Origin of the sequence: Bacillus sp. 3G2, from assembly GCF_044324725.1 — a bacterium.
GTDB lineage: Bacteria > Bacillota > Bacilli > Bacillales > Bacillaceae_G > Bacillus_A > Bacillus_A mobilis.
In genome coordinates, this window is sequence record NZ_CP172246.1 from 1527989 (window position 1) to 1547879 (window position 19891).

Consider the following 19891-nt stretch of genomic DNA (forward strand, 5'->3'; position numbering starts at 1 on the left):
TTTTGGAACTTCTTTTTATTTGACGATTACTTTGCCTTCCATTCCTTTAAGAAGATGGTACCGGCATATTAATTCATATGTACCAGTATTTTTAGGTTTCACGGTAATATTTCTTTCTTTTCCTGACTCGACTACGACGTCAATGCCAAGTTTTTTCACTGTAAAGGTGTGTTCATTCTTACCTTTGTTTTTTAATAACAATGTTGTTGACTCTTCAATTGGAATCGTGATGACGTTTGGCTGAAAGTAATCATCGTTTAATTCAACTTCAATTACTTTCGTTGAATCGATAGGTTGTGTTACGACGTTAACTGAGGCAAATGCATGGAAGGAGCTAAAAGTTATCATCCCTGCAATCGTCACAGGCAGAACGGTGAATCGAAATAACCATTTGTTCATAGACATTCGCAATTCTCCTTTTGTTAAGTATGTTCTTCCATTAACCTGCATCATTAGTTTAAGAGTTATACGGGGCTTAAACAAAGGTTTGCCTTTCTATGATTGAGTTATTTATAAAAAATTTCACATACCGTAATGAGAATAAAAAATTATTTTTTCGAAAAAATGTAGTAATTCCTTTTTGGAGTTTGCTATAATTAGTTCGAATGTGGGCAGTATCAGAGCGAACTGCACCATGATTCGAAGCAATCCGAAAAAATAATAACTTGGATTCTGCCTTGATCCAATAATGGACTGGGACAGAGGGATGAATAATGCCGACTAACACACAACCCTTCTGCCCTTTTATGGCCAGAGGGGTTTTTTATATGATTTCGGCCATCTCCTCTCTCCTGCATAAAGGAGGAGTAGTTTTTGAAAACAAAAACAGATTTTTTGAAGATGAAAGAGCAAGGTGAGCCGATTACGATGCTAACGGCGTATGATTATCCATCTGCTAAATTAGCAGAAGAAGCTGAAGTTGATATGATTCTAGTTGGAGATTCCCTTGGGATGGTGGTGCTCGGATACGATTCAACAGTACCTGTAACAGTAGAGGATATGATTCATCATACGAAAGCTGTACGCCGAGGAGCGAAAGAGACGTTTATTGTAACTGATATGCCATTTATGTCGTATCATGTGTCGCCTCAAGATACGATGGAGAATGCACGCCGCATCGTTCAAGAGAGTGGTGCTCATGCACTGAAGGTAGAAGGTGCAGGGGAAGTAGTATCAACGATTCATTACTTGACGAACGCGGGAATTCCTGTCGTGGCGCACTTAGGCTTAACTCCTCAATCTGTAGGAGTACTAGGTGGGTATAAAGTACAAGGAAAAGATGCTGAAAGTGCAAAAAAATTAATAGAAGATGCGAAGAGATGTGAGGAAGCTGGTGCGATAGCGCTTGTGTTAGAATGTGTGCCAATGCAGTTAGCGGAATTAATTTCGAAGCAACTAACAATTCCAACGATTGGAATTGGAGCAGGGAAAAAAGTAGATGGGCAAGTACTAGTTTATCATGATCTTATCTCATACGGAGTAAATCGTGTTCCGAAATTTGTGAAGCAATATACGTCTGTTCAAGAGGAGATTGTGCGAGGGATTTCACAATACGTTACGGAAGTAAAGACAGGGCAATTTCCAGAAGAAAAACATTCATTCACAATGAAAGAGGAAGAATGCTTAGCCTTATACGGAGGAAAACAATAATGAAAATCGTAACTACAGTGCAAGAGATGCAGCAAATTACAAACGAACTTCGTACAAGTGGAAAAAGTATTGGTTTTGTTCCAACGATGGGTTATTTACATGAAGGTCATGCGACTTTATTACGTAAAGCAAGAGCAGAAAATGAAATTGTAGTTTTAAGCGTGTTTGTCAATCCGCTACAGTTTGGACCGAATGAAGATTTAGATCGATACCCTCGTGATATTGATAGAGATGAAAATGTAGCAAAAGAAAACGGTGTAGATTATTTATTTTATCCGAGCGTAGAAGAAATGTATCCAGCAGAACAAACGACAACAGTAGCAGTTGTGAAGCGTACCGATGTATTATGTGGCAAACAAAGACCTGGTCACTTTGCTGGAGTTGCGACTGTACTAATGAAACTGTTTAATATTACATTGCCAACGCGTGCTTATTTCGGTATGAAAGATGCACAGCAAGTTGCTGTCATTGAAGGATTTGTTGCTGATTTTAATATTCCGGTTACGATCGTACCAGTGGATATTGTAAGGGAAGAAGATGGATTAGCGAAAAGTTCTCGGAACGTGTATTTATCACAAGAAGAGCGTGAAGAGGCTCCTCAATTATACCGCAGTCTATGTATAGCGAAAGAAAAAATTGAAGCAGGCGAACGGAATGCAGAAATCATTACAACTCTTGTGAAAGAGTATATTGAGACGTATACGAAAGGCACTGTAGATTATGCTGATTTATATGCTTATCCTTCACTACAAGTAATGGATAAAATTGAAGAACGAATCATTTTAGCAATTGCAGTTAAATTTGAGAATGTACGATTAATTGACAATATAACAGTAACGGTTAAATAAGGGGGAGCAACTATGTTTCGCACAATGATGAGAGCGAAGTTACATCGCGCAACAGTAACAGAAGCAAATTTAAACTATGTAGGTAGTATTACAATTGATGAAGATTTAATGGATGCAGTAAATATTGTAGAAAATGAAAAAGTACAAATCGTAAATAATAATAATGGTGCTCGATTAGAGACATATGTTATTAAGGGCGAACGTGGTAGCGGTGTTGTTTGTTTAAATGGTGCAGCTGCAAGGCTTGTACAGCCAGGGGATAAAGTTATTATCATTTGCTACGGTTTAGTGACAGAAGAAAATATTCATAAACAAGCGCCGAAAATTGCAGTATTAGACGATGAGAATCAAATTATTGAAATGTTAGGTGCTGAAAAAGCGGGTACGATATTATAAGTAAGAAGGCTATCTCTATTACAGAGATAGCTTTTTTGTGCATCTTTTCATTAAGATGAGATAAAACGTGGTATAGTAACATTATATAATTTTGTGTTTGATAGGTAAGAAATTGAGGTGTTACATATATGAGTAAGCGTTATGTCGTTGTGGATTTAGAGACGACAGGGAACTCCTGGAAGGATGGGAAGGATAAAATTACCCAAATTGCAGCTGTTGTAGTGGAAGATGGAGAGATATTAGAGATTTTCTCATCTTTTATTAATCCGAAGAGAGAGATTCCGCCATTTATTACAGAACTAACAGGGATTGATGAGAGTATGGTTAAGCAAGCCCCGTTATTTCAAGATGTAGCCCCGATGGTTGTTGAGCTATTACAAGGTGCAGCTTTCGTTGCACATAACGTTCACTTTGATTGGAATTTTTTAACGGAAGAATTAAGGCAGGCTGGATATACAGAAGTACATTGTCCGAAAGTTGATACAGTTGAGTTGGCGCAAATTCTTTTGCCGATGGCTGATAGTTATAAATTACGTGATTTAGCTAAACAACATGAACTAGAGCACGATCAACCGCATCGTGCGGATAGTGATGCTCTTGCAACAGCGGAATTATTTTTACAATTTTTAAATGAAATTGAAAAGTTACCACTTGTCACCTTGCAATCGCTCTATGAATTGAGTGATGTTTTTCAAAGTGATATAGCGGATGTACTTTCTGAAAATATTTTAAATAAAATGATGCATGGTAAAAAAGTAGCAGAGGGATATGAAGTGTATCGAAATATTGCGCTTCGAAAGCGTAATTATTCTTTAAATCTCAGTGAAACATGTTCATCTAAATTTGATGCTTTCTTGCATAAGACAATCGATAAACTTGAATTGAATATGCCAAAGTTTGAAAAAAGAGAAAGCCAACAGATTATGATGAAGGAAATATATACAGCACTAAGAGATTCTAGATTTTCACTAATTGAGGCAGGAACAGGAACAGGAAAGACTCTTGCATATTTACTTCCAAGTATTTATTTTGCAACGAAAAAAGAAGAACCTGTCATCATTAGTACCCACACAGTACAATTGCAACAACAAATATTAGAAAAAGAAATTCCATTATTACAGAAAATAATGCCATTTTCATTTGAAGTAGCTCTTTTGAAAGGAAGAAAGCATTATCTTTGTCTACATAAATTTGAATATGCTTTGCAAGAGGAAGAGAAAAATTATGATATGGCGCTCACAAAGGCAAAAATTTTAGTGTGGTTATTGCAAACAGAAACTGGTGATCGGGATGAGTTAAATATTCCTGAGGGCGGAAAGTTACTTTGGAACCGTATTTGTAGTGATGTACATAGTCCAGGCGGAATGCAAAGCAACTGGTATAGTCGTTGTTTTTATCAAAGAGCAAAGAATAAAGCATTATTTGCAGATATTGTTATTACAAATCATGCGTTATTATTTCAAGATTTTTCAAGTGAAGAACCACTTTTTGCTTCATGTGAACATATTATCTTTGATGAAGCTCATCATATTGAGGAAGCGGCGAGTAGAACATTAGGTGAACAGTTCTCCTGTATGTATTTCCAGCTAGTTTTATCTCGACTTGGTACGCTAGAAACAGATGATGTACTTTCTAAAGTATATAAAATGATGAAAAAATCAGAGCAAGCCTCTCGTTCAACTTTCCGTATGGTGAGTCATAGTTTGAAGGAATTGAAATTTGATGCGGATGAGCTATTCCAAATGTTACGTGCTTTTATCTTTAAGCAAACAAAGCAGGAACAAGGGATAAGCAATATGCCACTCATTTATCGATATAACACGGAAGTAGAGAAAGGTAAGTTATGGGATAGCATTACCGAGTTAACAAATCGTTTTGTATACGATGTAAGAAAATTGTTGACTACACTTGAGAAGCAAGTTGACATATTGCAAAGTAAATTAGAATGGGAGATGCATGTTGTTACAGGTGAATTTATGCATTTAATTGAGTTGTTGAGAAAGATGGAACAATCTTTACAATTGCTCATTTTAGAAAAAAATTCATACGTGACATGGATGGAGACTGAAACGAAGGGAACAATTCATTCAACGGTTTTATATGCACAGCCTGTTCATATTGGTGAAAGATTTGCGGATGAATTTTTAACACAAAAAAAGAGTGTTATTTTTACATCAGCAACGTTAACGGTAAATGCTTCATTTGATTATATAAAAGAGGAGCTAGGTTTACATGATTTTGCTCCAAATACATTACAGGTCCCGTCACCATTCCGTTTTGAAGAACAAATGAAATTAATGGTTTCAACAGATGTGCCGTTTATTAAGCAAGCAAGTAATGAAGAATATATTGAATCTGTGTCGGCACATATTGCAAAAATAGCGAAAGCTACAAAAGGTAGAATGCTCGTTTTATTCACTTCGTATGAAATGTTGAAAGAAGCGTATACGAATTTGAAAAATGATGAGGAATTAGAAGGTTATTTATTATTAACGCAAAGTGTGAATAATAAGAGCCGAAGTCGTCTCATTCGTAAATTTCAAGAGTTCGACAAATCGATTTTGTTAGGAACAAGTAGTTTTTGGGAAGGGATAGATATACCTGGAGATGCCCTTAGTTGTCTTGTTATTGTCCGGCTTCCTTTTACGCCTCCTCATCAACCGATGATGGAAGCAAAAGGAGAGTGGTTAAAAAATCAAGGAGAAGACGTATTCGCTAAGTTAGCGCTCCCGCAAGCAATCTTGCGTTTCAAACAAGGCTTTGGTCGTCTGATTAGAACAAGTACAGATACCGGAACGGTATTTGTATTAGATCGTCGTTTGACAAGCGCTTCTTATGGAAAACGTTTTTTACAATCAATCCCAACTGTCCCGCTTTATGAAGGTCCTTTAGAAGCATTGTTAGAACAATTAAAGGAACGGTCAACTGAATAAAATTGGAAGAAAAATACGCCTGAAGTACATTTAAACTTCAGGCGTAAAAAATGTGGGTAGGAGGAATTTTATTTTTCTTACTTCTTGTATACAAAATGTATTGGTTTTCGACTTGAAACCTTTTTTTGCAGTACATGTCCTGCTATAATAGATGGGTGATGAAGCAGGGGTTGTAAAGAATGTACTCTTATTGTAACCGCATTGCGTTCTTCTATAATTAGAAATTTTTGTGTAACGGAGGAGTTTTTTCATGGATAAGAAAATCGAAGTCCTATCAACGACGCGTCTTAAATATTCGTCTGACTTGTATAAAGTCGTTGATAGTTTGAATCGTACGTTAAAAGAGCAGGACCTCATGTTCGGATTAGCATTAGACGAAAAAGACAAAGAAACAGCTGTATTTACGATTTACAGAACGTAGTGATACAATGAAAAAGTGGATCTTTGCAATCGTTATCGTAATCGTTGCTAGCGGAATATATGGGGCGTATGTTTATAATAAAGCAATGGAAAAGAAAATCCCTAAAGAGGCAAAATCTGTAGAAATTGCAAAAGAAAAGGCAAAGCTTACAAAAGTAAAATCTGTTGATTATTATAACGGAAATTCTTCATATACAGTCGTACAAGGTGTAGACGAAAAAGGAGAACAAATTATTGTTTGGGTGCCGAATAAAAAAGGGAATGTCCTTGTGAAGAAAAAGAGTGAAGGTATTCCTGAAAAAGAAGCTTTGCAAAAGTTGGCTGAACAAGCTACAGGAAAAGGCGATGAGCCGAAGCCAAAGCCAAAAGAAATTATAAAAGTAAAATTAGGTGCTCAAAACGATATTCCGTTGTGGGAAATTACATATATTGATCAGGAAGATCGTTATACGTATTATTATTTAGAGTTTCAAAATGGGGATTATGCTGGTCACTACAGCATTGAAAAATAGATGTAGGGGGAACTACAAATGAAATTAGCAAAGCGAGTAGCTGCTTTAACACCATCTGCAACTTTAGAAATTACAGCAAAGGCACAAGCATTAAAAGCAGAAGGTCATGATGTAATTGGATTAGGGGCAGGAGAACCTGACTTTAATACGCCAGAACATATTATGGATGCTGCACATAAAGCAATGTTAGAAGGACATACGAAGTATACACCAACAGGTGGATTACAAGCGTTAAAACAAGAAATTGTGAAAAAGTTTACACGTGATCAAGGAATTGCGTATGATCCATCTGAAATTATTGTATGTAACGGTGCAAAGCATGCATTATATACATTATTCCAAGTATTACTTGATGAAGGAGATGAAGTTATCATCCCAACTCCTTATTGGGTAAGTTACCCTGAGCAAGTAAAGCTTGCTGGTGGTAAGTCAGTTTATGTAGAAGGTCTGGAAGACAATGAATACAAAATTACAGCGAAGCAGCTGCGTGAGGCAATTACAGAGAAAACGAAAGCAGTTATTATTAATTCACCGAGCAATCCAACAGGAATGATTTACAGCAAAGAGGAATTACAACAGCTTGGAGAAGTATGTTTAGAGCATGATATTTTAATCGTTTCAGATGAGATTTATGAAAAATTAATTTATGGTGGAGCAGAATATACTTCGGTTGCCCAGCTTTCTAATGCATTAAAAGAACAAACACTTATTATTAATGGTGTATCTAAATCTCATTCTATGACAGGATGGCGTATTGGATATGCAGCAGGAAATAAGCAGCTTATTAAAGCGATGACGAACTTAGCGAGTCATAGTACGTCAAACCCTACTTCAATCGCTCAATACGGCGCAATCGCGGCATATGCAGGCTCACAACAACCTGTAGAAACAATGCGTCAAGCATTTGAAGAGAGATTAAACATTATTTATGATAAATTAATTCAAATCCCTGGCTTTACTTGCATTAAACCACAAGGTGCATTTTACTTATTCCCTAATGTAAAAGAAGCTGTAGCTTTATCAGGATATGAAAATGTTGATGATTGGGCAAAAGCTCTATTAGAAGAGGAAAAAGTGGCTCTTGTACCAGGTACAGGATTTGGTGCTCCAAATAACGTTCGTTTATCATATGCGACATCTCTTGAACAAGTAGAGGAAGCATTAGAACGCATTCATACGTTTATGAAAAGTAAAGTGCAAGCTTAATTGTATATTTTATTAACGCAATACAAAAAACCTTCCTACATAATAGGGAGGTTTTTTTGACGAATTGTGGCAAAAAGAAATAGCGAAAGGTGTGTTATACTAGAGAGCGAGGTGTTTGGTGATGAAAAAGAAAATGATGTTACAGTGGTTTGAGCAGGGAAGCATTGCAATTCCAAAATTACTTATGATGCATTATAAAAAATTAGGGTTAAATGAAATGGAATTTATGGTTGTACTTCATGTACACACATTTTTAGAATCGGGCAATTCGTTTCCGACTCCGTCAGAGATTTCAGAACGGATGACGATTACTGAAATGAAATGTATGGAAGTCATTCAGGCATTGATTCAAAAAGGTTTTTTATCACTAGAAGGTGGACAAAAATCAGAAGCGATGATGTGTGAAAGTTATTCTTTACAACCGCTATGGGAAAAAATATTGCATTTCTTAATGAATGAATCAGTAGAGGAAGAACAAAAAGAAATAAAACAACTGCAAGTAAATTTATATACAGTATTTGAAAAAGAATTTGGAAGACCACTTTCTCCGTTTGAATGTGAAACGTTGGGGATGTGGGAGGATCAAGATCAACATCATCCGAATTTAATTCAAGCGGCCCTCAGGGAAGCTGTAATGAGTGGTAAGCTTAATTTCCGATATATTGATCGTATTTTATTTGAGTGGAAAAAGAATGGTATTAAAACAGTAGATCAAGCCCAAAACCAAGGACGAAAATTTAGAGCAAATCAGCAACGAACGCAGCAAACGACAAAACAAGAGACGAAATTTACTGGGAAAGTGCCTTTTTATAATTGGTTGGAGCAGTAATGTAGGAGGAAGTATATGTTAAATAAAACGCAAATTCGCTATTGTTTAGATACAATGGCGGATATGTATCCAGAAGCACATTGTGAATTAATTCATGATAATCCGTTTGAATTAGTAATTGCGGTGGCATTATCTGCACAATGTACAGATGCACTTGTAAATAAAGTGACGAAAAATTTATTTCAAAAATATAAAACACCAGAAGATTATTTAAGTGTTTCCCTAGAAGAGTTACAACAAGATATACGTTCTATTGGGTTGTATAGAAATAAAGCAAAAAACATTCAAAAATTGTGCCGAATGTTGCTGGATGATTATGATGGAAAAGTTCCAGAAGATCGTGACGAGCTGACGAAGTTACCAGGAGTAGGGAGAAAAACAGCAAATGTAGTTGTTTCGGTAGCGTATGGTATTCCGGCAATTGCTGTTGATACGCATGTAGAGAGAGTGAGTAAACGATTAGCGATTTGTAGATGGAAAGATTCGGTGTTAGAAGTAGAAAAGACATTAATGAAGAAAATTCCGATGGATGAATGGAGCGTTACACATCACCGTATGATTTTCTTTGGACGTTATCACTGTAAAGCACAGCGACCACAATGTGAAGAGTGCCGCTTACTAGAAGTATGTCGTGAAGGAAAGAAGCGAATGAAGGGGAAATAAAGGATGGAGCGAGTGATAGAAATACCGAAAGAATTTCGATGCTTACCATTTTTTAAAGAAAGTATGGATTCGATTGCGTATCATACAGAACAATCTTTTGAAGAAATCATACAAAATACTTACTTTATATATGATATGGAAAGGCAAGATGAGCCGTGGAAAGAAATTGAAAATAGTATTCCTGTACTGTTGAACGTATGGAAAAGTAAGCATGAAGACATTGCTACACTATTTCGAAACAGAAATAAGCAAGAAGCTGAAGGTCCAATGATTCTTTTTGCCGCACATTTGTTATCGACTGTATATTGGTTAAATGAGCAACCTGTTCATAGTTTGAACGAAATGGAAGCTTATACGAGTAAATTGGAAGTACAACCAGTTAATTTTATGGAGCGATATTCGTTCATTATAAGGAAACCGAATAATTATCATTCCTATATTCAGTTAGCGCAGTTGTATATTGAAATTGAAAAGCTATACGTAAAGAATATGATAACAAAAAAGAAGTCCTTTTCTCGTTAAGAGAAAGGACTTCTTTTTTTGTATTAAGACTCTGTTGTAACAACATTTCCGTCTGCGTGGGGTGTATCTCCTCCGGTGTTTTGTTGTTGTTCTTGTTGTTTGTGTTGTTCTTCTTCAGCTTTTTTTCTAGCAGCCTCTTCTTCAGCTTTCTTTCTAGCAGCTTCTTCTTCAGCTTTCTTTTTAGCAGCTTCTTCTTCAGCAGCCTTTTTCTGAGCTTCTTCTTGTTGTTTACGTTGTTGTTCTTGTTGCTCTTGTTGTTTACGCTGCTCTTCAGCAGCTTTTTTCTGAGCTTCTTCTTGTTTTAGTTTATCTTCATTAGCTTTTTTCTGTGCGTCCTCAGCAGCTTTTTTCTGAGCTTCTTCGTCAGCCTTCTTCTTAGCGTCGTCTTCAGCTTTTTTCGGGTCTGGAGTTCCGCCAGGTGCAGTGAAGGATGCACCAACTGCAGGGCTTGTTCCATTACCTTTTTTCGCTACTACAGAGAAGCTGTAAGTAACGCCTGGTTTAATACCACCAAGAGTAGCTGTTGTACCACTTATTGATAGGCTACCACTTGAACCGTCAGTCGCTTTATAGCTTGCTGCATACGCATCAACTTCTGCTGGTCCAGACCAGTTTAGTGTAACTGTGCTAGCACCATCGAAAGCGACATTAAGACCACTAGGTGCATCTACTTTAATTTGTTTAACCGCATCTTTCTTAGCACCTTTTACGTACAATTCACCATATAATTCTTGTACAGAAGAAGGGCGTTCGAAACGAGATTTATCTGTAGCGAATTTGCTCATCATTACTTGGAACATTTGTTGTGCAATTCTAGTATAACGATCACTAATGTAGTTTTCTGGGCCATTTTTTTCGTAACCAGTCCATACTGCCATTGTATATTGCGGTGTATATCCAGCGAACCAGCTATCTCTGTTTGCATCAGCTGGAATACCATATTCTTTTATAACGTCTGCATCAAAGTTTTGTGTTCCTGTTTTACCGGCAACATCAACACCTGAAACGTATGCTGTTGGACCAGTACCGCCAGAACCAGGTTTTACTACGTCACGAAGAACGTCAGTGACCATGTAAGCTGTATAGTCTTGCATCGCACGTTGTTCTTTCGGTTTAAAACTTTTCTTTTTCCCATCTGGGAAGATAACTTCTTTTACGAAGTGCGGTTTATTGTAGTTCCCACCGTTACCAAAGGCTGCATATGCCCCCGCTACTTGTAATGGTGAACTATCGTTACTACCAATTGCTGTTGATTCATATGTTTTGCCGTCTTTAAATGTCATACCCAAACCTTCAGCAAACGCTTGTGACTTAGGAAGGCCAACCGCTTGGGCTGTCTTTAAAGCCGGAATGTTTAATGATTTTTTCAAAGCTTCACGTAGTGAAACGTCACCTTTATAACTATTTGTTGCATTTCGTATTTTTTTCCCATTGGAATACGTGTACTCTGAGTCATTTAATTGATGGTATGTAGACCATTGTAAATTCTCAATTGCTGGACCATAGTCGAAAATTGGTTTCATTGTTGAACCGACTTGGCGTTTTAAATCAGTGGCCATATTATGACCTTTGAAAGTAGACTTACTTTCTTTACGCCCAGCTCCAATTGCTCGAACTTCTCCAGATTGTGTATCCATAAATACGAATGAACCTTGGAATTGATCGTTCGGATACTTAATAAGATTACCATCCATAATTTTTTCAGCATAATCTTGAGCATCTTGATCAAGTGTTGTATGGATTGTTAAACCATCTGAACCGATATTTACATCCGGATATTCTTTTTCAACTTCTTTTACAACAGCATCTAAAAATGCTTGATACTTCATCTCTGTTACTTCTGAAGATGGTTGAAGACCCTCAGTTACAGAGATTTTCATTGCGTTATCCATTTCATCTTTTGTTATATAACCATGTCGATTCATTAATGATAATACGACGTTACGACGTTGTGTAGCTCGTTCAACGTTATCTGGTTTTGTTGGATCATAAATATTAGGACCTTGGGGTAAACCTGCAAGCATTGCAGCTTCATGTAACTGTAAGTCTTTTAAATCTTTGTCATAATATTTTTTGGCTGCTGTTGCAATACCATACGAGCGGTTACCTAAGTTAATCTTATTTAAGTACATTTCTAAAATCTCATGCTTAGAGTATTGTTGCTCTAATTTGTAAGATAGGTACCATTCTTGTACTTTTCTCTTTGCAGTTTTGTCCATCGTTAGAAAATAGTTTTTGACTACTTGTTGTGTAATCGTACTACCACCTTGAGATCCGAATCCTCCAGTGACATTTTCCATAACTGCTTTTGTAGTTCGTTTAAAATCAATTCCATTATGATCATAGAAACGTGAATCCTCAGTTGCAAGGAATGCACTTTCAACTACCTTTGGAATTTGATCATACGTAACGTGGGTTCGTTTTTCAGCACCGTATTCATAGAAAAAATTCCCATTCTTATCAAGAAACTTTGTTGATAAAGGATTGACAAGTTTTGATTTGTCTAATTTTGGAGCGTCCTTCACCATAACAAAGAAAGCGGAAACGCTAGCTATAAGACCAACGATACCAAGAAGTAGACAACCTATAAGGAATTTTTTAAAAAAGGAGCCTTTTTTCTTTGGTTTTTTCTCTTTATTTGTTTCTTGCTTTTGATTTTTTACATGATTTCGTTCTGTACGAGAACGATAATTATCTGACATTATACTTTCTCCTACCTTTCATTCTCTCCCCCAAAAGTCGAAAAAAGAGCCTTAGTGATGACTCTATCACGAAAAATAAACCGTGTCTAGTACACGGATATAATCAATCCGAGGGTGATAACCGCATGATAATAAAGATCCATGCTCTTCTATTTCTTCTTTCGTAATCGATTTTCGTCCACCAGTATTTTGACGATTCCAAAATGCAATAATATGTTTTGCATCTAATAAATAAAGTTCATCAAAAAGTGTAAATTTAATAATAACAAATGCAATCCCATTATGAGCGATTACTTGCTTCATATGTTCAATTTGATGAAGGTGGAAGTTTTGAAGTGGAAAGCTGGTTTTATTTTTTGTTTCTTTCGCTTCAAAATCGATGTATTTCCCTTTATATACACCGTTGTAATCTGTTGTAGAAGGTTGTTTAAAATACGCTTCTTTTACCACTGCAGCACTTCGAGCGGGGTAATCTACTTTTACAATTTGAAGAGGTGTAGGTTTTTTATGTACACATGCAATATTATGGGTTAAGTAATATTCATTTGTTTCATTTAATTCCTCTTCAAGGGACATACCTCTATTACTATAAGTATGTTTTTTAATTGGTGTTTTATGAGGTTGTGAAGCTTGATTGTACCGTTTTCCATTTGGGTAACGAATGGTCATAGTGTGTCCACTCCCAACTTGTTAAGAATTACTTACAAAGGTGATTATAACAAAAAATGAAAAAAGATGTGACCTTTTTGAAGAAAGGTATGATGACTAGCTCATGTTTACATGGAATGATTATGAAAAAATTGAACAATATCGTAAAAATATGGTTTGTTCAGAAGAAGAGAAAGCAATCGTTTACAACATTAAGAGGGAAATAGAAATAGCTAATATGGACAACATTTCTCGAACACAGTCCTATCAAGAATATTATGTAAGAAATGATGAAATTAGGTGGGCTTTTTTAGCAAGTATGGTCTCAAGAAATGCGGGATGGAATATGACTGATTTAAAAGGGAGGTATTATGCTACTGTTTTACCTCAAACAGTAAAAAAACATTTGTTTCTGACTTATGAAGAAGCGAATTGGATTATTTTTTTAGATGCATTCCCTCAGCTATTGTTATACGAAGAAAGTAAGAGGAGACAAGTACCGCTATTCCACTTGTTACAATATTTCAACGTATCAATTTTTATGGAAAAAGAATGGATTTATTTTTGGGAGAAAAAAGATAGAAGTAGGCTCATGACAGCGCTTATTATAAATGAGCAAAATAAAATTCAAAAACCAGTTATTGAGAATACCTATTTTAAAAAACATGTATTTCATACTGCATTTTTTAAATTGCAAGAAATGCTTCATATGAGTGCTGTTATTTTTCCAACCGTTGAAGGGGGGATGTATGGGTTTTCAGTATATCAATTTGAAACGTTACAAAAGCGTATAGAACTAGGGAAGAAATTAGCGGATTTACTGTTTCATCCGAATTATAAAAGTTTATTCCATAGGTTTGCATTGCAAACTATACACACAGGATCAAGAGCAGACTATGAATGTTTTGTAAGAGAAGTTAGAAAATCTTGTACGCCAGCCCTTAGAGAGGTTTATCCTGTTGTTGCACATAAGGAAATAAGCATGGGAGATTGGTTTTGTAGAGATACGGAAATAAATGAGTTGTTTTTACTGGAAGAGTATAAGGGGGAAGTTGATATAACAGAATGGTATAAAAGAAAGAGGGAGCAAATCTATGTTGCTTCCATTGTAAATCGTTTTGTTAAAAGGATGGGTGAGTTCGTGATATAATAGAAAAGAAGTCCCGTCTTCATTTATGAAGACGGGACTTCTTAATGTGAAGTAATCCTGCCATGTGTGCGAAAAATTTAATCTCAAAACGTAATGAACATAAGAGATTAAGGATGCTTCAGAAATTAGCTTTTTGTAAAAGTGCTAAAGTTTCACTTTATGTAGCAGGGAAGTTTGGACCATCTAACTTTGGATTGCCAGTCTCGGGTTTATTTTGTTTGTTTTGTTTTTTCTTTTTTTCGTTTTTGTTCTTTGCCATTTTCATACACCTCCTTTTTGTATTGTTACCATTTCTATCAATGACATACAAAATGATTTCTTTGACGAATAACAACTAGTTTTGTCATGTGAGCAGGAGTGAGGAATCATTCGGCGAAATTACATGACAAAGGAAAAGCAAAGAAGGGGGCGTTTTGTATATGGCGATGGTTCAGAAGGAAGATGTAATGAAAACAATGGATCAAATGTTAAGTTCTCTCGATTTGCTGGAAATGAATATAGGGATTAGAATGAATCATGCATTGAAGGATAAGAGTGAAAAAATATGCAATAAGATAGAAATAACAGAAATGCATATTGAACATATGGAAAATAAATTAGTGCATCACGAAGAAAAAGGGAATTGGGTGAAGGCATTTCAAAACGTCGTAGTGAGTGCATAATAAGGTGGGAATAAAATGAAGTATGAAGTATTAATACAATCTTCAGAAAAACTCATGGAGTATAATAATGAAGCGAATGTGAAAAAAAGAGAAATGATTGAATACGATTTTTATAAGGATATGAAACCATTTGTAGATATGGTAGATGAGGAATTAAAAGTGTGGAAAGAATTAGCTTATAAATGGATTAAGGAAGAAAAACCGAAGTATATACATGTACAGCAAATTGATCAAGTGTACGATAATTTACAGACAAATGTATTGCAATGTTTTGTAAATAAAGGTAAAGGTAAGCGATTCTTTGAAACACATCAAGCCATTTCGTATACTTTGCAAAATATAATTGAGCAATGTAAGTAACAAGAGGGGAATCCCTCTTGTTTTTTTATGCTTCTGTCATAGTTGTAGGTTTTGTTGCACCGTTTATTTCTAATTCTTTTATTAATGTTCGGTAATCTGAAATGCATATTTTTCCTTCGAGATACCAATGTCTCGCAAAGTCTAACAATTCATTTACATTCTCTGTGTAATACCCCTTTTTTTGAGAAAACGCTTGTTTTAAATCCCCTAATACCATGTTGATTCCTCCCCCATGAGAATCTTCTTCTTTATTATCATAGCATGGAAGGGTTTTCTTTTTTAATTTTTTAAAAATTTAAACTTCCGACAAAAATAGACAGATACTCCGTCACACAAATTATTTTACAAGTACATATTATATATGTAGAAACTTATGTGAAGGAGGAGAGAATGCATGTTTCAACAATCTAACGTATATCAGCAATCTAATCCATATGCACAGCAAAATATGTACCAATATAATACGGATACATATTTACGGTATAATATGTATCCTTTCGAGCCTCATTATGGAAATCAAAATTATTACCAGCCATTTGAAGTGTCGTTTATGAACCAACCGCAACAACAGCAGCAACCCTATATGAATCCACAACAGCAGCCCTATATGGATCAACAGCAGCAACCTTATATGAATTCGCAATACTATATGCCACCGCCATCTCCCTATGGAAATCAGCAAGCGATGTTTTATCCACCAAAACAGCCGTACCCGACGCAGAATAAACAAAAACAACAACAGCAACCGAGTCAGTTTTCTAGTTTTGTTTCCCAATTTAAAACATCAGATGGTAACTATGATGTAAATAAAATGATGAATACAGCTGGACAAATGATGAATGCGATGAATCAAGTGACAGGTATTGTAAAACAAGTTGGAGGTTTTTTTGGTAAGTAATTTTGAAGGATTGTCTATAAAAAACATTATATAGGAAGTGGGGACTAGACAAATTTCCTTGTAATAAATGGGTATATATAACAAACGGCTTTCCCTCTTTTCTCATATTGTAAAGTGTAATCAGATTTTTTTTAACGAGAGAGGAGAGAAAAACTATGCATCATTGTCATCCTTGTTTTGGAGGGCATAAGCCTGTAGGACCTATTTGTACAACTGCTCCTGTCATTCATCCGACGAAACAGTGTGTAACACATTCTTTTTCAACAACGGTGGTGCCACACATTTTCCCGACGCATACAACACATGTACACCATCAACAAATTAAAAACCAAAACTTCTTCCCACAAACAAATTCGAATGTAAATGTTGTAGACCCAGTTGATCCAGGATTTGGCGGCGGATGTGGACCATGTGGTCATGGGCACCATGGACATTTTGGACATCAAATATCTCCATTTGGTCCAGGACCAAATGTATCACCATTCTTACCGAATAATGTATCACCGGTAGGGCCAAATGTATCACCATTTTTACCAAACAATGTATCACCAGTAGGTCCGAATATTGGACCAAACGTTGGTGGAATATTTAAAAAGTAAATGATATGTTAGAACTAGCGAAATGCTAGTTCTTTTTTTGTAATTGGAGTGTTGATATGAAAGTTATTGCTGTAACGGGATATAAGCCATTTGAACTTGGTATATTTAAAAATGATCATCCAGGGGTGGAATGTATAAAAAAAGCATTGCACCGAAAATTAACTACTTTTGTAGAAGAAGGTTTGGAATGGGTGATAATAAGTGGGCAGTTAGGGGTCGAATTATGGGCTGCTGAAGTTGTTTTTGACATTCAAGTAGAATATCCAGATTTAAAATTAGCGGTATTTACTCCGTTTTTAGAACAGGAAGAAGGCTGGAAGGAAGATAACCGTGAATATTACGAATATATTCTCTCTCAAGCAGACCATATTGATAGTATTACGAAACGGAAGTACGAAAGCCCAGAGCAATTTAAATTAAAAAATCAATTTTTTATTGAAAAAAGTGATGCACTTTTAGCTGTATATGATGAAGAAAAACCAGGAAGTCCTAAATATATTGTAGAGGCAGCAAAGAAAAAAGGAGAAATAGAAAATTATCACAGTTATTTTATTCTTTTTTCCGATTTACAAGATATAATAGAAGAGGAACAGTGGAATAATGCTGAGTAATATGTAATATAGTACTCGTATATATGATTGACAAAAGGCATTGTTTCTGAAAAAATTTAGGTAATGAAAGTTTTGGCAAAAATTTGAGGTGAAGAAAATGATTTCGGATAAAATTAAATTAACGGCGAAAGATATTTTAGAAAAAGAATTTAAAACAGGCATGAGAGGTTATCAACAAGAAGAAGTAGACAAGTTTCTTGATATGATCATTAAAGACTATGAAGCTTTCCACAAGGAGTTTGACCAATTAAAGCAACAAAATGCTCGTTTAAAGCGCGAATTAGAGGAACAAAAACTAGTAGCAACGCAAGTGCCACAACAACCAGTTGTACAAACACCAGTTGCACAACCTGTTTATAACAACACGAATACGGACATTTTGAAACGTCTATCTAATTTAGAAAAAGCTGTATTTGGAAGTAAGTTATACGAATAATTTCTAGTGGTAAAAAGGTTAAAGCATTTTACATAGAAAAAAACATTGCAAAATCTTTTTGTTTCCACTATACTAATGGATGTCATAACGTTTGGGTAATCGCTGCAACGCCAACGTTGTAGAGGAAAGTCCATGCTCGCACGGCCTGAGATGGCTGTAGTGTTCGTGCCTAGCCAATTCATAAGCTAGGGTATTCTGGCTGTAAGGCTGGTTTAACGGCAGGGAAAAAACCTAAGTCCTTTCGGATATGGTTTGACTACCTTTAAAGTGCCACAGTGACGAAGTCCTTGAAGAAATGATAGGAGTGGAACGAGGTAAACCCCACGAGCGAGAAACCCAAATAATGGTAGGGGAATCTTTTCCAAGGAAATGAACGATGGGAAAGGACAGGTTGTATAACCTGTAGATAGATGATTGCCACCGGAGTACGAGGCGTGGGCCGTTTGCAGTACAAAGGAACAGAACATGGCTTACAGAACGTTATGAACCAACTATGAAATAACTCAGCTCTCCTTTGTTAGAGGAGGGCTTTTTATTTGTATGAAGTTATAAATTATGAGTTAAAATGGTTAATGAGAAAAATTTTCGTAAAATGTAATGATTAATAGGACAAATTGCTATTAATTATTGTTTGACTATACATAAGAGGTGAATGCAAATGGGAAAAGTTACTTTAATCGCAACAGCGGCAATGGGTATTGAAGCATTAGTTGCCCGAGAAGTTCGTGATCTTGGTTATGAATGCCAAGTGGAAAACAGCAAAGTAACATTTGAAGCAGATGAAAAGGCGATTTGTCGCACGAACTTATGGTTACGTACTGCGGACCGTGTGAAAATTAAAGTTGGCGAATTCAAAGCGACAACATTTGATGAGCTGTTTGAAAAAACGAAAGCATTAAACTGGGGAGATTATATTCCAGAGAATGGAGAGTTCCCAGTAATTGGTAAATCATTAAAATCTGAGTTGTTCAGTGTTTCGGATTGCCAACGTATCGTTAAAAAAGCTGTCGTTGAAAAATTAAAAACAACATATAAACGTACAACTTGGTTTGAAGAAGATGGTCCGTTATTCCGTATTGAGATCGCAATGCTCAAGGATATTGCAACGTTAACAATTGATGCAAGTGGTGTTGGACTTCATAAACGTGGATATCGTATGGATCAAGGGGAAGCGCCATTAAAAGAAACATTGGCTGCGTCTTTAATTAAGTTAACAAACTGGAAGCCAGATCGTCCTTTCGTGGATCCTTTCTGTGGATCAGGTACAATTCCGATTGAAGCAGCATTAATTGGACAAAATATCGCACCAGGATTTAACCGTGGTTTCGCATCAGATGAGTGGGGCTGGGTTGGTAAACAAAACTGGCGTGAAGCTCGTCAAGAAGCTGAAGATTTAGCGAATTACAATCAACCACTTCAAATCATTGGATCAGATATCGATCATCGTATGATCCGAGTTGCTCAAGATAATGCTGAAGAAGTAGGTTTAGGTGATTTAATCACATTTAAACAAATGCAAGTAAAAGATTTCACGACAAAAGAGGATTATGGCTATGTTGTAACGAATCCTCCATACGGAGAACGTTTAAGTGAAAAAGCACTCGTTGAACAATTGTACAAAGAAATGGGACAAGTATTCCGCCCATTAGACACATGGTCAGCGTATGTATTAACAAGCTACGAAGCATTTGAAAAATGTTACGGAAAAGATGCATCGAAGAAACGTAAACTGTTTAATGGATTTATCCGTACAGATTACTACCAATACTTCGGAAAACGCCCACCGCGTAACTCATAGTATAAAACTCCTTCAGCGCGCATATACTGGCTATTATGTAGTGCGTAA

At 36.0% G+C, this 19891-nt stretch carries 23 protein-coding genes and 1 other RNA gene; 19 read left to right on the plus strand and 5 right to left on the minus strand.

What is annotated here, in order from left to right; all coding sequences use genetic code 11:
• Positions 1-15: 15 nt before the first annotated feature.
• A complete protein-coding gene (locus ACHZK0_RS07865; RefSeq protein ID WP_262740702.1) occupies positions 16-405 on the minus strand; it encodes a cupredoxin domain-containing protein in 390 nt (129 codons plus the stop codon).
• A 408-nt stretch (positions 406-813) separates the two neighbouring features.
• Between ACHZK0_RS07865 and panB the strand changes: the two genes are divergently transcribed.
• The 10 genes from panB (at position 814) to ACHZK0_RS07915 (ending at position 9979) form a co-directional block, all read left to right on the plus strand.
• On the plus strand, positions 814-1650 hold the full coding sequence (gene panB, locus ACHZK0_RS07870) for a 3-methyl-2-oxobutanoate hydroxymethyltransferase (protein WP_262740701.1): 837 nt from the start codon (positions 814-816) through the stop codon (positions 1648-1650).
• A complete protein-coding gene (gene panC / locus ACHZK0_RS07875; RefSeq protein ID WP_262740700.1) occupies positions 1650-2498 on the plus strand; it encodes a pantoate--beta-alanine ligase in 849 nt (282 codons plus the stop codon). The genes panB and panC overlap by 1 nt, the downstream gene beginning before the upstream one ends.
• A 12-nt stretch (positions 2499-2510) precedes the next feature.
• The gene (gene panD, locus ACHZK0_RS07880) at positions 2511-2894 is read left to right on the plus strand and encodes an aspartate 1-decarboxylase (RefSeq protein WP_395761393.1); all 384 of its coding nucleotides are present in this window, start codon (positions 2511-2513) and stop codon (positions 2892-2894) included.
• Between the two features lie 128 nt (positions 2895-3022).
• The gene (gene dinG / locus ACHZK0_RS07885) at positions 3023-5827 is read left to right on the plus strand and encodes an ATP-dependent DNA helicase DinG (RefSeq protein WP_395761394.1); all 2805 of its coding nucleotides are present in this window, start codon (positions 3023-3025) and stop codon (positions 5825-5827) included.
• 250 nt (positions 5828-6077) lie between these two features.
• Complete coding sequence (locus ACHZK0_RS07890) at positions 6078-6248, plus strand: YpmA family protein (RefSeq protein WP_061679511.1); 171 nt, start codon at positions 6078-6080, stop codon at positions 6246-6248.
• Positions 6249-6255: 7 nt separating this feature from the next.
• Positions 6256-6759, plus strand: coding sequence for a DUF5590 domain-containing protein (locus tag ACHZK0_RS07895; RefSeq protein WP_262740698.1), 504 nt, complete (start codon positions 6256-6258; stop codon positions 6757-6759).
• Positions 6760-6777: 18 nt separating this feature from the next.
• Positions 6778-7965 (plus strand): aspartate transaminase AspB, encoded by a 1188-nt coding sequence (aspB, locus tag ACHZK0_RS07900; protein ID WP_395761395.1) that lies wholly within the window; start codon positions 6778-6780, stop codon positions 7963-7965.
• 121 nt (positions 7966-8086) lie between these two features.
• The gene (dnaD, locus tag ACHZK0_RS07905) at positions 8087-8794 is read left to right on the plus strand and encodes a DNA replication protein DnaD (protein ID WP_071721963.1); all 708 of its coding nucleotides are present in this window, start codon (positions 8087-8089) and stop codon (positions 8792-8794) included.
• 15 nt (positions 8795-8809) lie between these two features.
• The gene (nth, locus tag ACHZK0_RS07910) at positions 8810-9457 is read left to right on the plus strand and encodes an endonuclease III (protein ID WP_097817821.1); all 648 of its coding nucleotides are present in this window, start codon (positions 8810-8812) and stop codon (positions 9455-9457) included.
• Between the two features lie 3 nt (positions 9458-9460).
• A complete protein-coding gene (locus ACHZK0_RS07915) occupies positions 9461-9979 on the plus strand; it encodes a YpoC family protein (RefSeq protein ID WP_395761396.1) in 519 nt (172 codons plus the stop codon).
• A 23-nt stretch (positions 9980-10002) separates the two neighbouring features.
• Here ACHZK0_RS07915 and ACHZK0_RS07920 read toward each other — a convergent pair whose 3' ends face one another.
• Complete coding sequence (locus ACHZK0_RS07920; protein WP_395761397.1) at positions 10003-12681, minus strand: PBP1A family penicillin-binding protein; 2679 nt, start codon at positions 12679-12681, stop codon at positions 10003-10005.
• 66 nt (positions 12682-12747) lie between these two features.
• Positions 12748-13350, minus strand: a complete 603-nt coding sequence (gene recU / locus ACHZK0_RS07925; RefSeq protein ID WP_000155592.1) for a Holliday junction resolvase RecU — start codon at positions 13348-13350, stop codon at positions 12748-12750.
• A 103-nt stretch (positions 13351-13453) separates the two neighbouring features.
• On the opposite strand from recU, the gene ACHZK0_RS07930 reads away from it, so the two are divergent.
• Positions 13454-14479, plus strand: coding sequence for a DUF2515 domain-containing protein (locus tag ACHZK0_RS07930; RefSeq protein WP_395761398.1), 1026 nt, complete (start codon positions 13454-13456; stop codon positions 14477-14479).
• Positions 14480-14636: 157 nt separating this feature from the next.
• Here ACHZK0_RS07930 and ACHZK0_RS07935 read toward each other — a convergent pair whose 3' ends face one another.
• Entirely contained in the window at positions 14637-14813 is a 177-nt protein-coding gene (locus ACHZK0_RS07935) for a phage portal protein (protein WP_097817817.1), read from the minus strand.
• Positions 14814-14898: 85 nt separating this feature from the next.
• On the opposite strand from ACHZK0_RS07935, the gene ACHZK0_RS07940 reads away from it, so the two are divergent.
• Positions 14899-15141 carry a hypothetical protein gene (locus ACHZK0_RS07940; RefSeq protein ID WP_001252039.1) on the plus strand — a complete coding sequence of 81 codons (243 nt, stop codon included), beginning with the start codon at positions 14899-14901 and terminating at the stop codon, positions 15139-15141.
• Between the two features lie 15 nt (positions 15142-15156).
• Positions 15157-15501, plus strand: coding sequence for a YppE family protein (locus ACHZK0_RS07945; RefSeq protein WP_395761399.1), 345 nt, complete (start codon positions 15157-15159; stop codon positions 15499-15501).
• Between the two features lie 25 nt (positions 15502-15526).
• Here ACHZK0_RS07945 and ACHZK0_RS07950 read toward each other — a convergent pair whose 3' ends face one another.
• A complete protein-coding gene (locus ACHZK0_RS07950; protein ID WP_000242661.1) occupies positions 15527-15718 on the minus strand; it encodes a YppF family protein in 192 nt (63 codons plus the stop codon).
• 177 nt (positions 15719-15895) lie between these two features.
• Between ACHZK0_RS07950 and ACHZK0_RS07955 the strand changes: the two genes are divergently transcribed.
• The 6 genes from ACHZK0_RS07955 to ACHZK0_RS07980 all read left to right on the plus strand — a co-directional run bounded on the left by ACHZK0_RS07955 (position 15896) and on the right by ACHZK0_RS07980 (position 19843).
• Positions 15896-16399 carry a YppG family protein gene (locus tag ACHZK0_RS07955; RefSeq protein ID WP_097864598.1) on the plus strand — a complete coding sequence of 168 codons (504 nt, stop codon included), beginning with the start codon at positions 15896-15898 and terminating at the stop codon, positions 16397-16399.
• A 155-nt stretch (positions 16400-16554) separates the two neighbouring features.
• Positions 16555-16998 (plus strand): spore coat protein, encoded by a 444-nt coding sequence (locus ACHZK0_RS07960; protein WP_262740693.1) that lies wholly within the window; start codon positions 16555-16557, stop codon positions 16996-16998.
• A 56-nt stretch (positions 16999-17054) separates the two neighbouring features.
• The gene (locus ACHZK0_RS07965) at positions 17055-17609 is read left to right on the plus strand and encodes a DUF1273 domain-containing protein (RefSeq protein WP_097817814.1); all 555 of its coding nucleotides are present in this window, start codon (positions 17055-17057) and stop codon (positions 17607-17609) included.
• Positions 17610-17706: 97 nt separating this feature from the next.
• The gene (gene gpsB, locus ACHZK0_RS07970; RefSeq protein ID WP_000622425.1) at positions 17707-18045 is read left to right on the plus strand and encodes a cell division regulator GpsB; all 339 of its coding nucleotides are present in this window, start codon (positions 17707-17709) and stop codon (positions 18043-18045) included.
• A gap of 87 nt (positions 18046-18132) precedes the next feature.
• Positions 18133-18523, plus strand: an RNA gene (gene rnpB, locus ACHZK0_RS07975) — RNase P RNA component class B.
• Positions 18524-18703: 180 nt separating this feature from the next.
• Positions 18704-19843, plus strand: a complete 1140-nt coding sequence (locus ACHZK0_RS07980) for a THUMP domain-containing class I SAM-dependent RNA methyltransferase (RefSeq protein WP_000521229.1) — start codon at positions 18704-18706, stop codon at positions 19841-19843.
• Positions 19844-19891: the final 48 nt, after the last annotated feature.

What these genes read in the sequence shown, in the direction of transcription:
- ACHZK0_RS07950 (WP_000242661.1), bottom strand. Translation starts at nt 15,718, where the DNA reads ATGGTATTAGGGGATTTAAAACAAGCGTTTTCTCAAAAAAAGGGGTAT.
- ACHZK0_RS07890 (WP_061679511.1), top strand. Translation starts at nt 6,078, where the DNA reads ATGGATAAGAAAATCGAAGTCCTATCAACGACGCGTCTTAAATATTCG.
- ACHZK0_RS07915 (WP_395761396.1), top strand. Translation starts at nt 9,461, where the DNA reads ATGGAGCGAGTGATAGAAATACCGAAAGAATTTCGATGCTTACCATTT.
- gpsB (WP_000622425.1), top strand. Translation starts at nt 17,707, where the DNA reads ATGATTTCGGATAAAATTAAATTAACGGCGAAAGATATTTTAGAAAAA.
- ACHZK0_RS07930 (WP_395761398.1), top strand. Translation starts at nt 13,454, where the DNA reads ATGTTTACATGGAATGATTATGAAAAAATTGAACAATATCGTAAAAAT.
- ACHZK0_RS07920 (WP_395761397.1), bottom strand. Translation starts at nt 12,681, where the DNA reads ATGTCAGATAATTATCGTTCTCGTACAGAACGAAATCATGTAAAAAAT.
- ACHZK0_RS07960 (WP_262740693.1), top strand. Translation starts at nt 16,555, where the DNA reads ATGCATCATTGTCATCCTTGTTTTGGAGGGCATAAGCCTGTAGGACCT.
- dnaD (WP_071721963.1), top strand. Translation starts at nt 8,087, where the DNA reads ATGAAAAAGAAAATGATGTTACAGTGGTTTGAGCAGGGAAGCATTGCA.
- panC (WP_262740700.1), top strand. Translation starts at nt 1,650, where the DNA reads ATGAAAATCGTAACTACAGTGCAAGAGATGCAGCAAATTACAAACGAA.
- ACHZK0_RS07965 (WP_097817814.1), top strand. Translation starts at nt 17,055, where the DNA reads ATGAAAGTTATTGCTGTAACGGGATATAAGCCATTTGAACTTGGTATA.
- ACHZK0_RS07980 (WP_000521229.1), top strand. Translation starts at nt 18,704, where the DNA reads ATGGGAAAAGTTACTTTAATCGCAACAGCGGCAATGGGTATTGAAGCA.
- ACHZK0_RS07865 (WP_262740702.1), bottom strand. Translation starts at nt 405, where the DNA reads ATGTCTATGAACAAATGGTTATTTCGATTCACCGTTCTGCCTGTGACG.
- dinG (WP_395761394.1), top strand. Translation starts at nt 3,023, where the DNA reads ATGAGTAAGCGTTATGTCGTTGTGGATTTAGAGACGACAGGGAACTCC.
- recU (WP_000155592.1), bottom strand. Translation starts at nt 13,350, where the DNA reads ATGACCATTCGTTACCCAAATGGAAAACGGTACAATCAAGCTTCACAA.
- ACHZK0_RS07940 (WP_001252039.1), top strand. Translation starts at nt 14,899, where the DNA reads ATGGCGATGGTTCAGAAGGAAGATGTAATGAAAACAATGGATCAAATG.
- nth (WP_097817821.1), top strand. Translation starts at nt 8,810, where the DNA reads ATGTTAAATAAAACGCAAATTCGCTATTGTTTAGATACAATGGCGGAT.
- ACHZK0_RS07895 (WP_262740698.1), top strand. Translation starts at nt 6,256, where the DNA reads ATGAAAAAGTGGATCTTTGCAATCGTTATCGTAATCGTTGCTAGCGGA.
- aspB (WP_395761395.1), top strand. Translation starts at nt 6,778, where the DNA reads ATGAAATTAGCAAAGCGAGTAGCTGCTTTAACACCATCTGCAACTTTA.
- ACHZK0_RS07955 (WP_097864598.1), top strand. Translation starts at nt 15,896, where the DNA reads ATGTTTCAACAATCTAACGTATATCAGCAATCTAATCCATATGCACAG.
- ACHZK0_RS07945 (WP_395761399.1), top strand. Translation starts at nt 15,157, where the DNA reads ATGAAGTATGAAGTATTAATACAATCTTCAGAAAAACTCATGGAGTAT.
- panD (WP_395761393.1), top strand. Translation starts at nt 2,511, where the DNA reads ATGTTTCGCACAATGATGAGAGCGAAGTTACATCGCGCAACAGTAACA.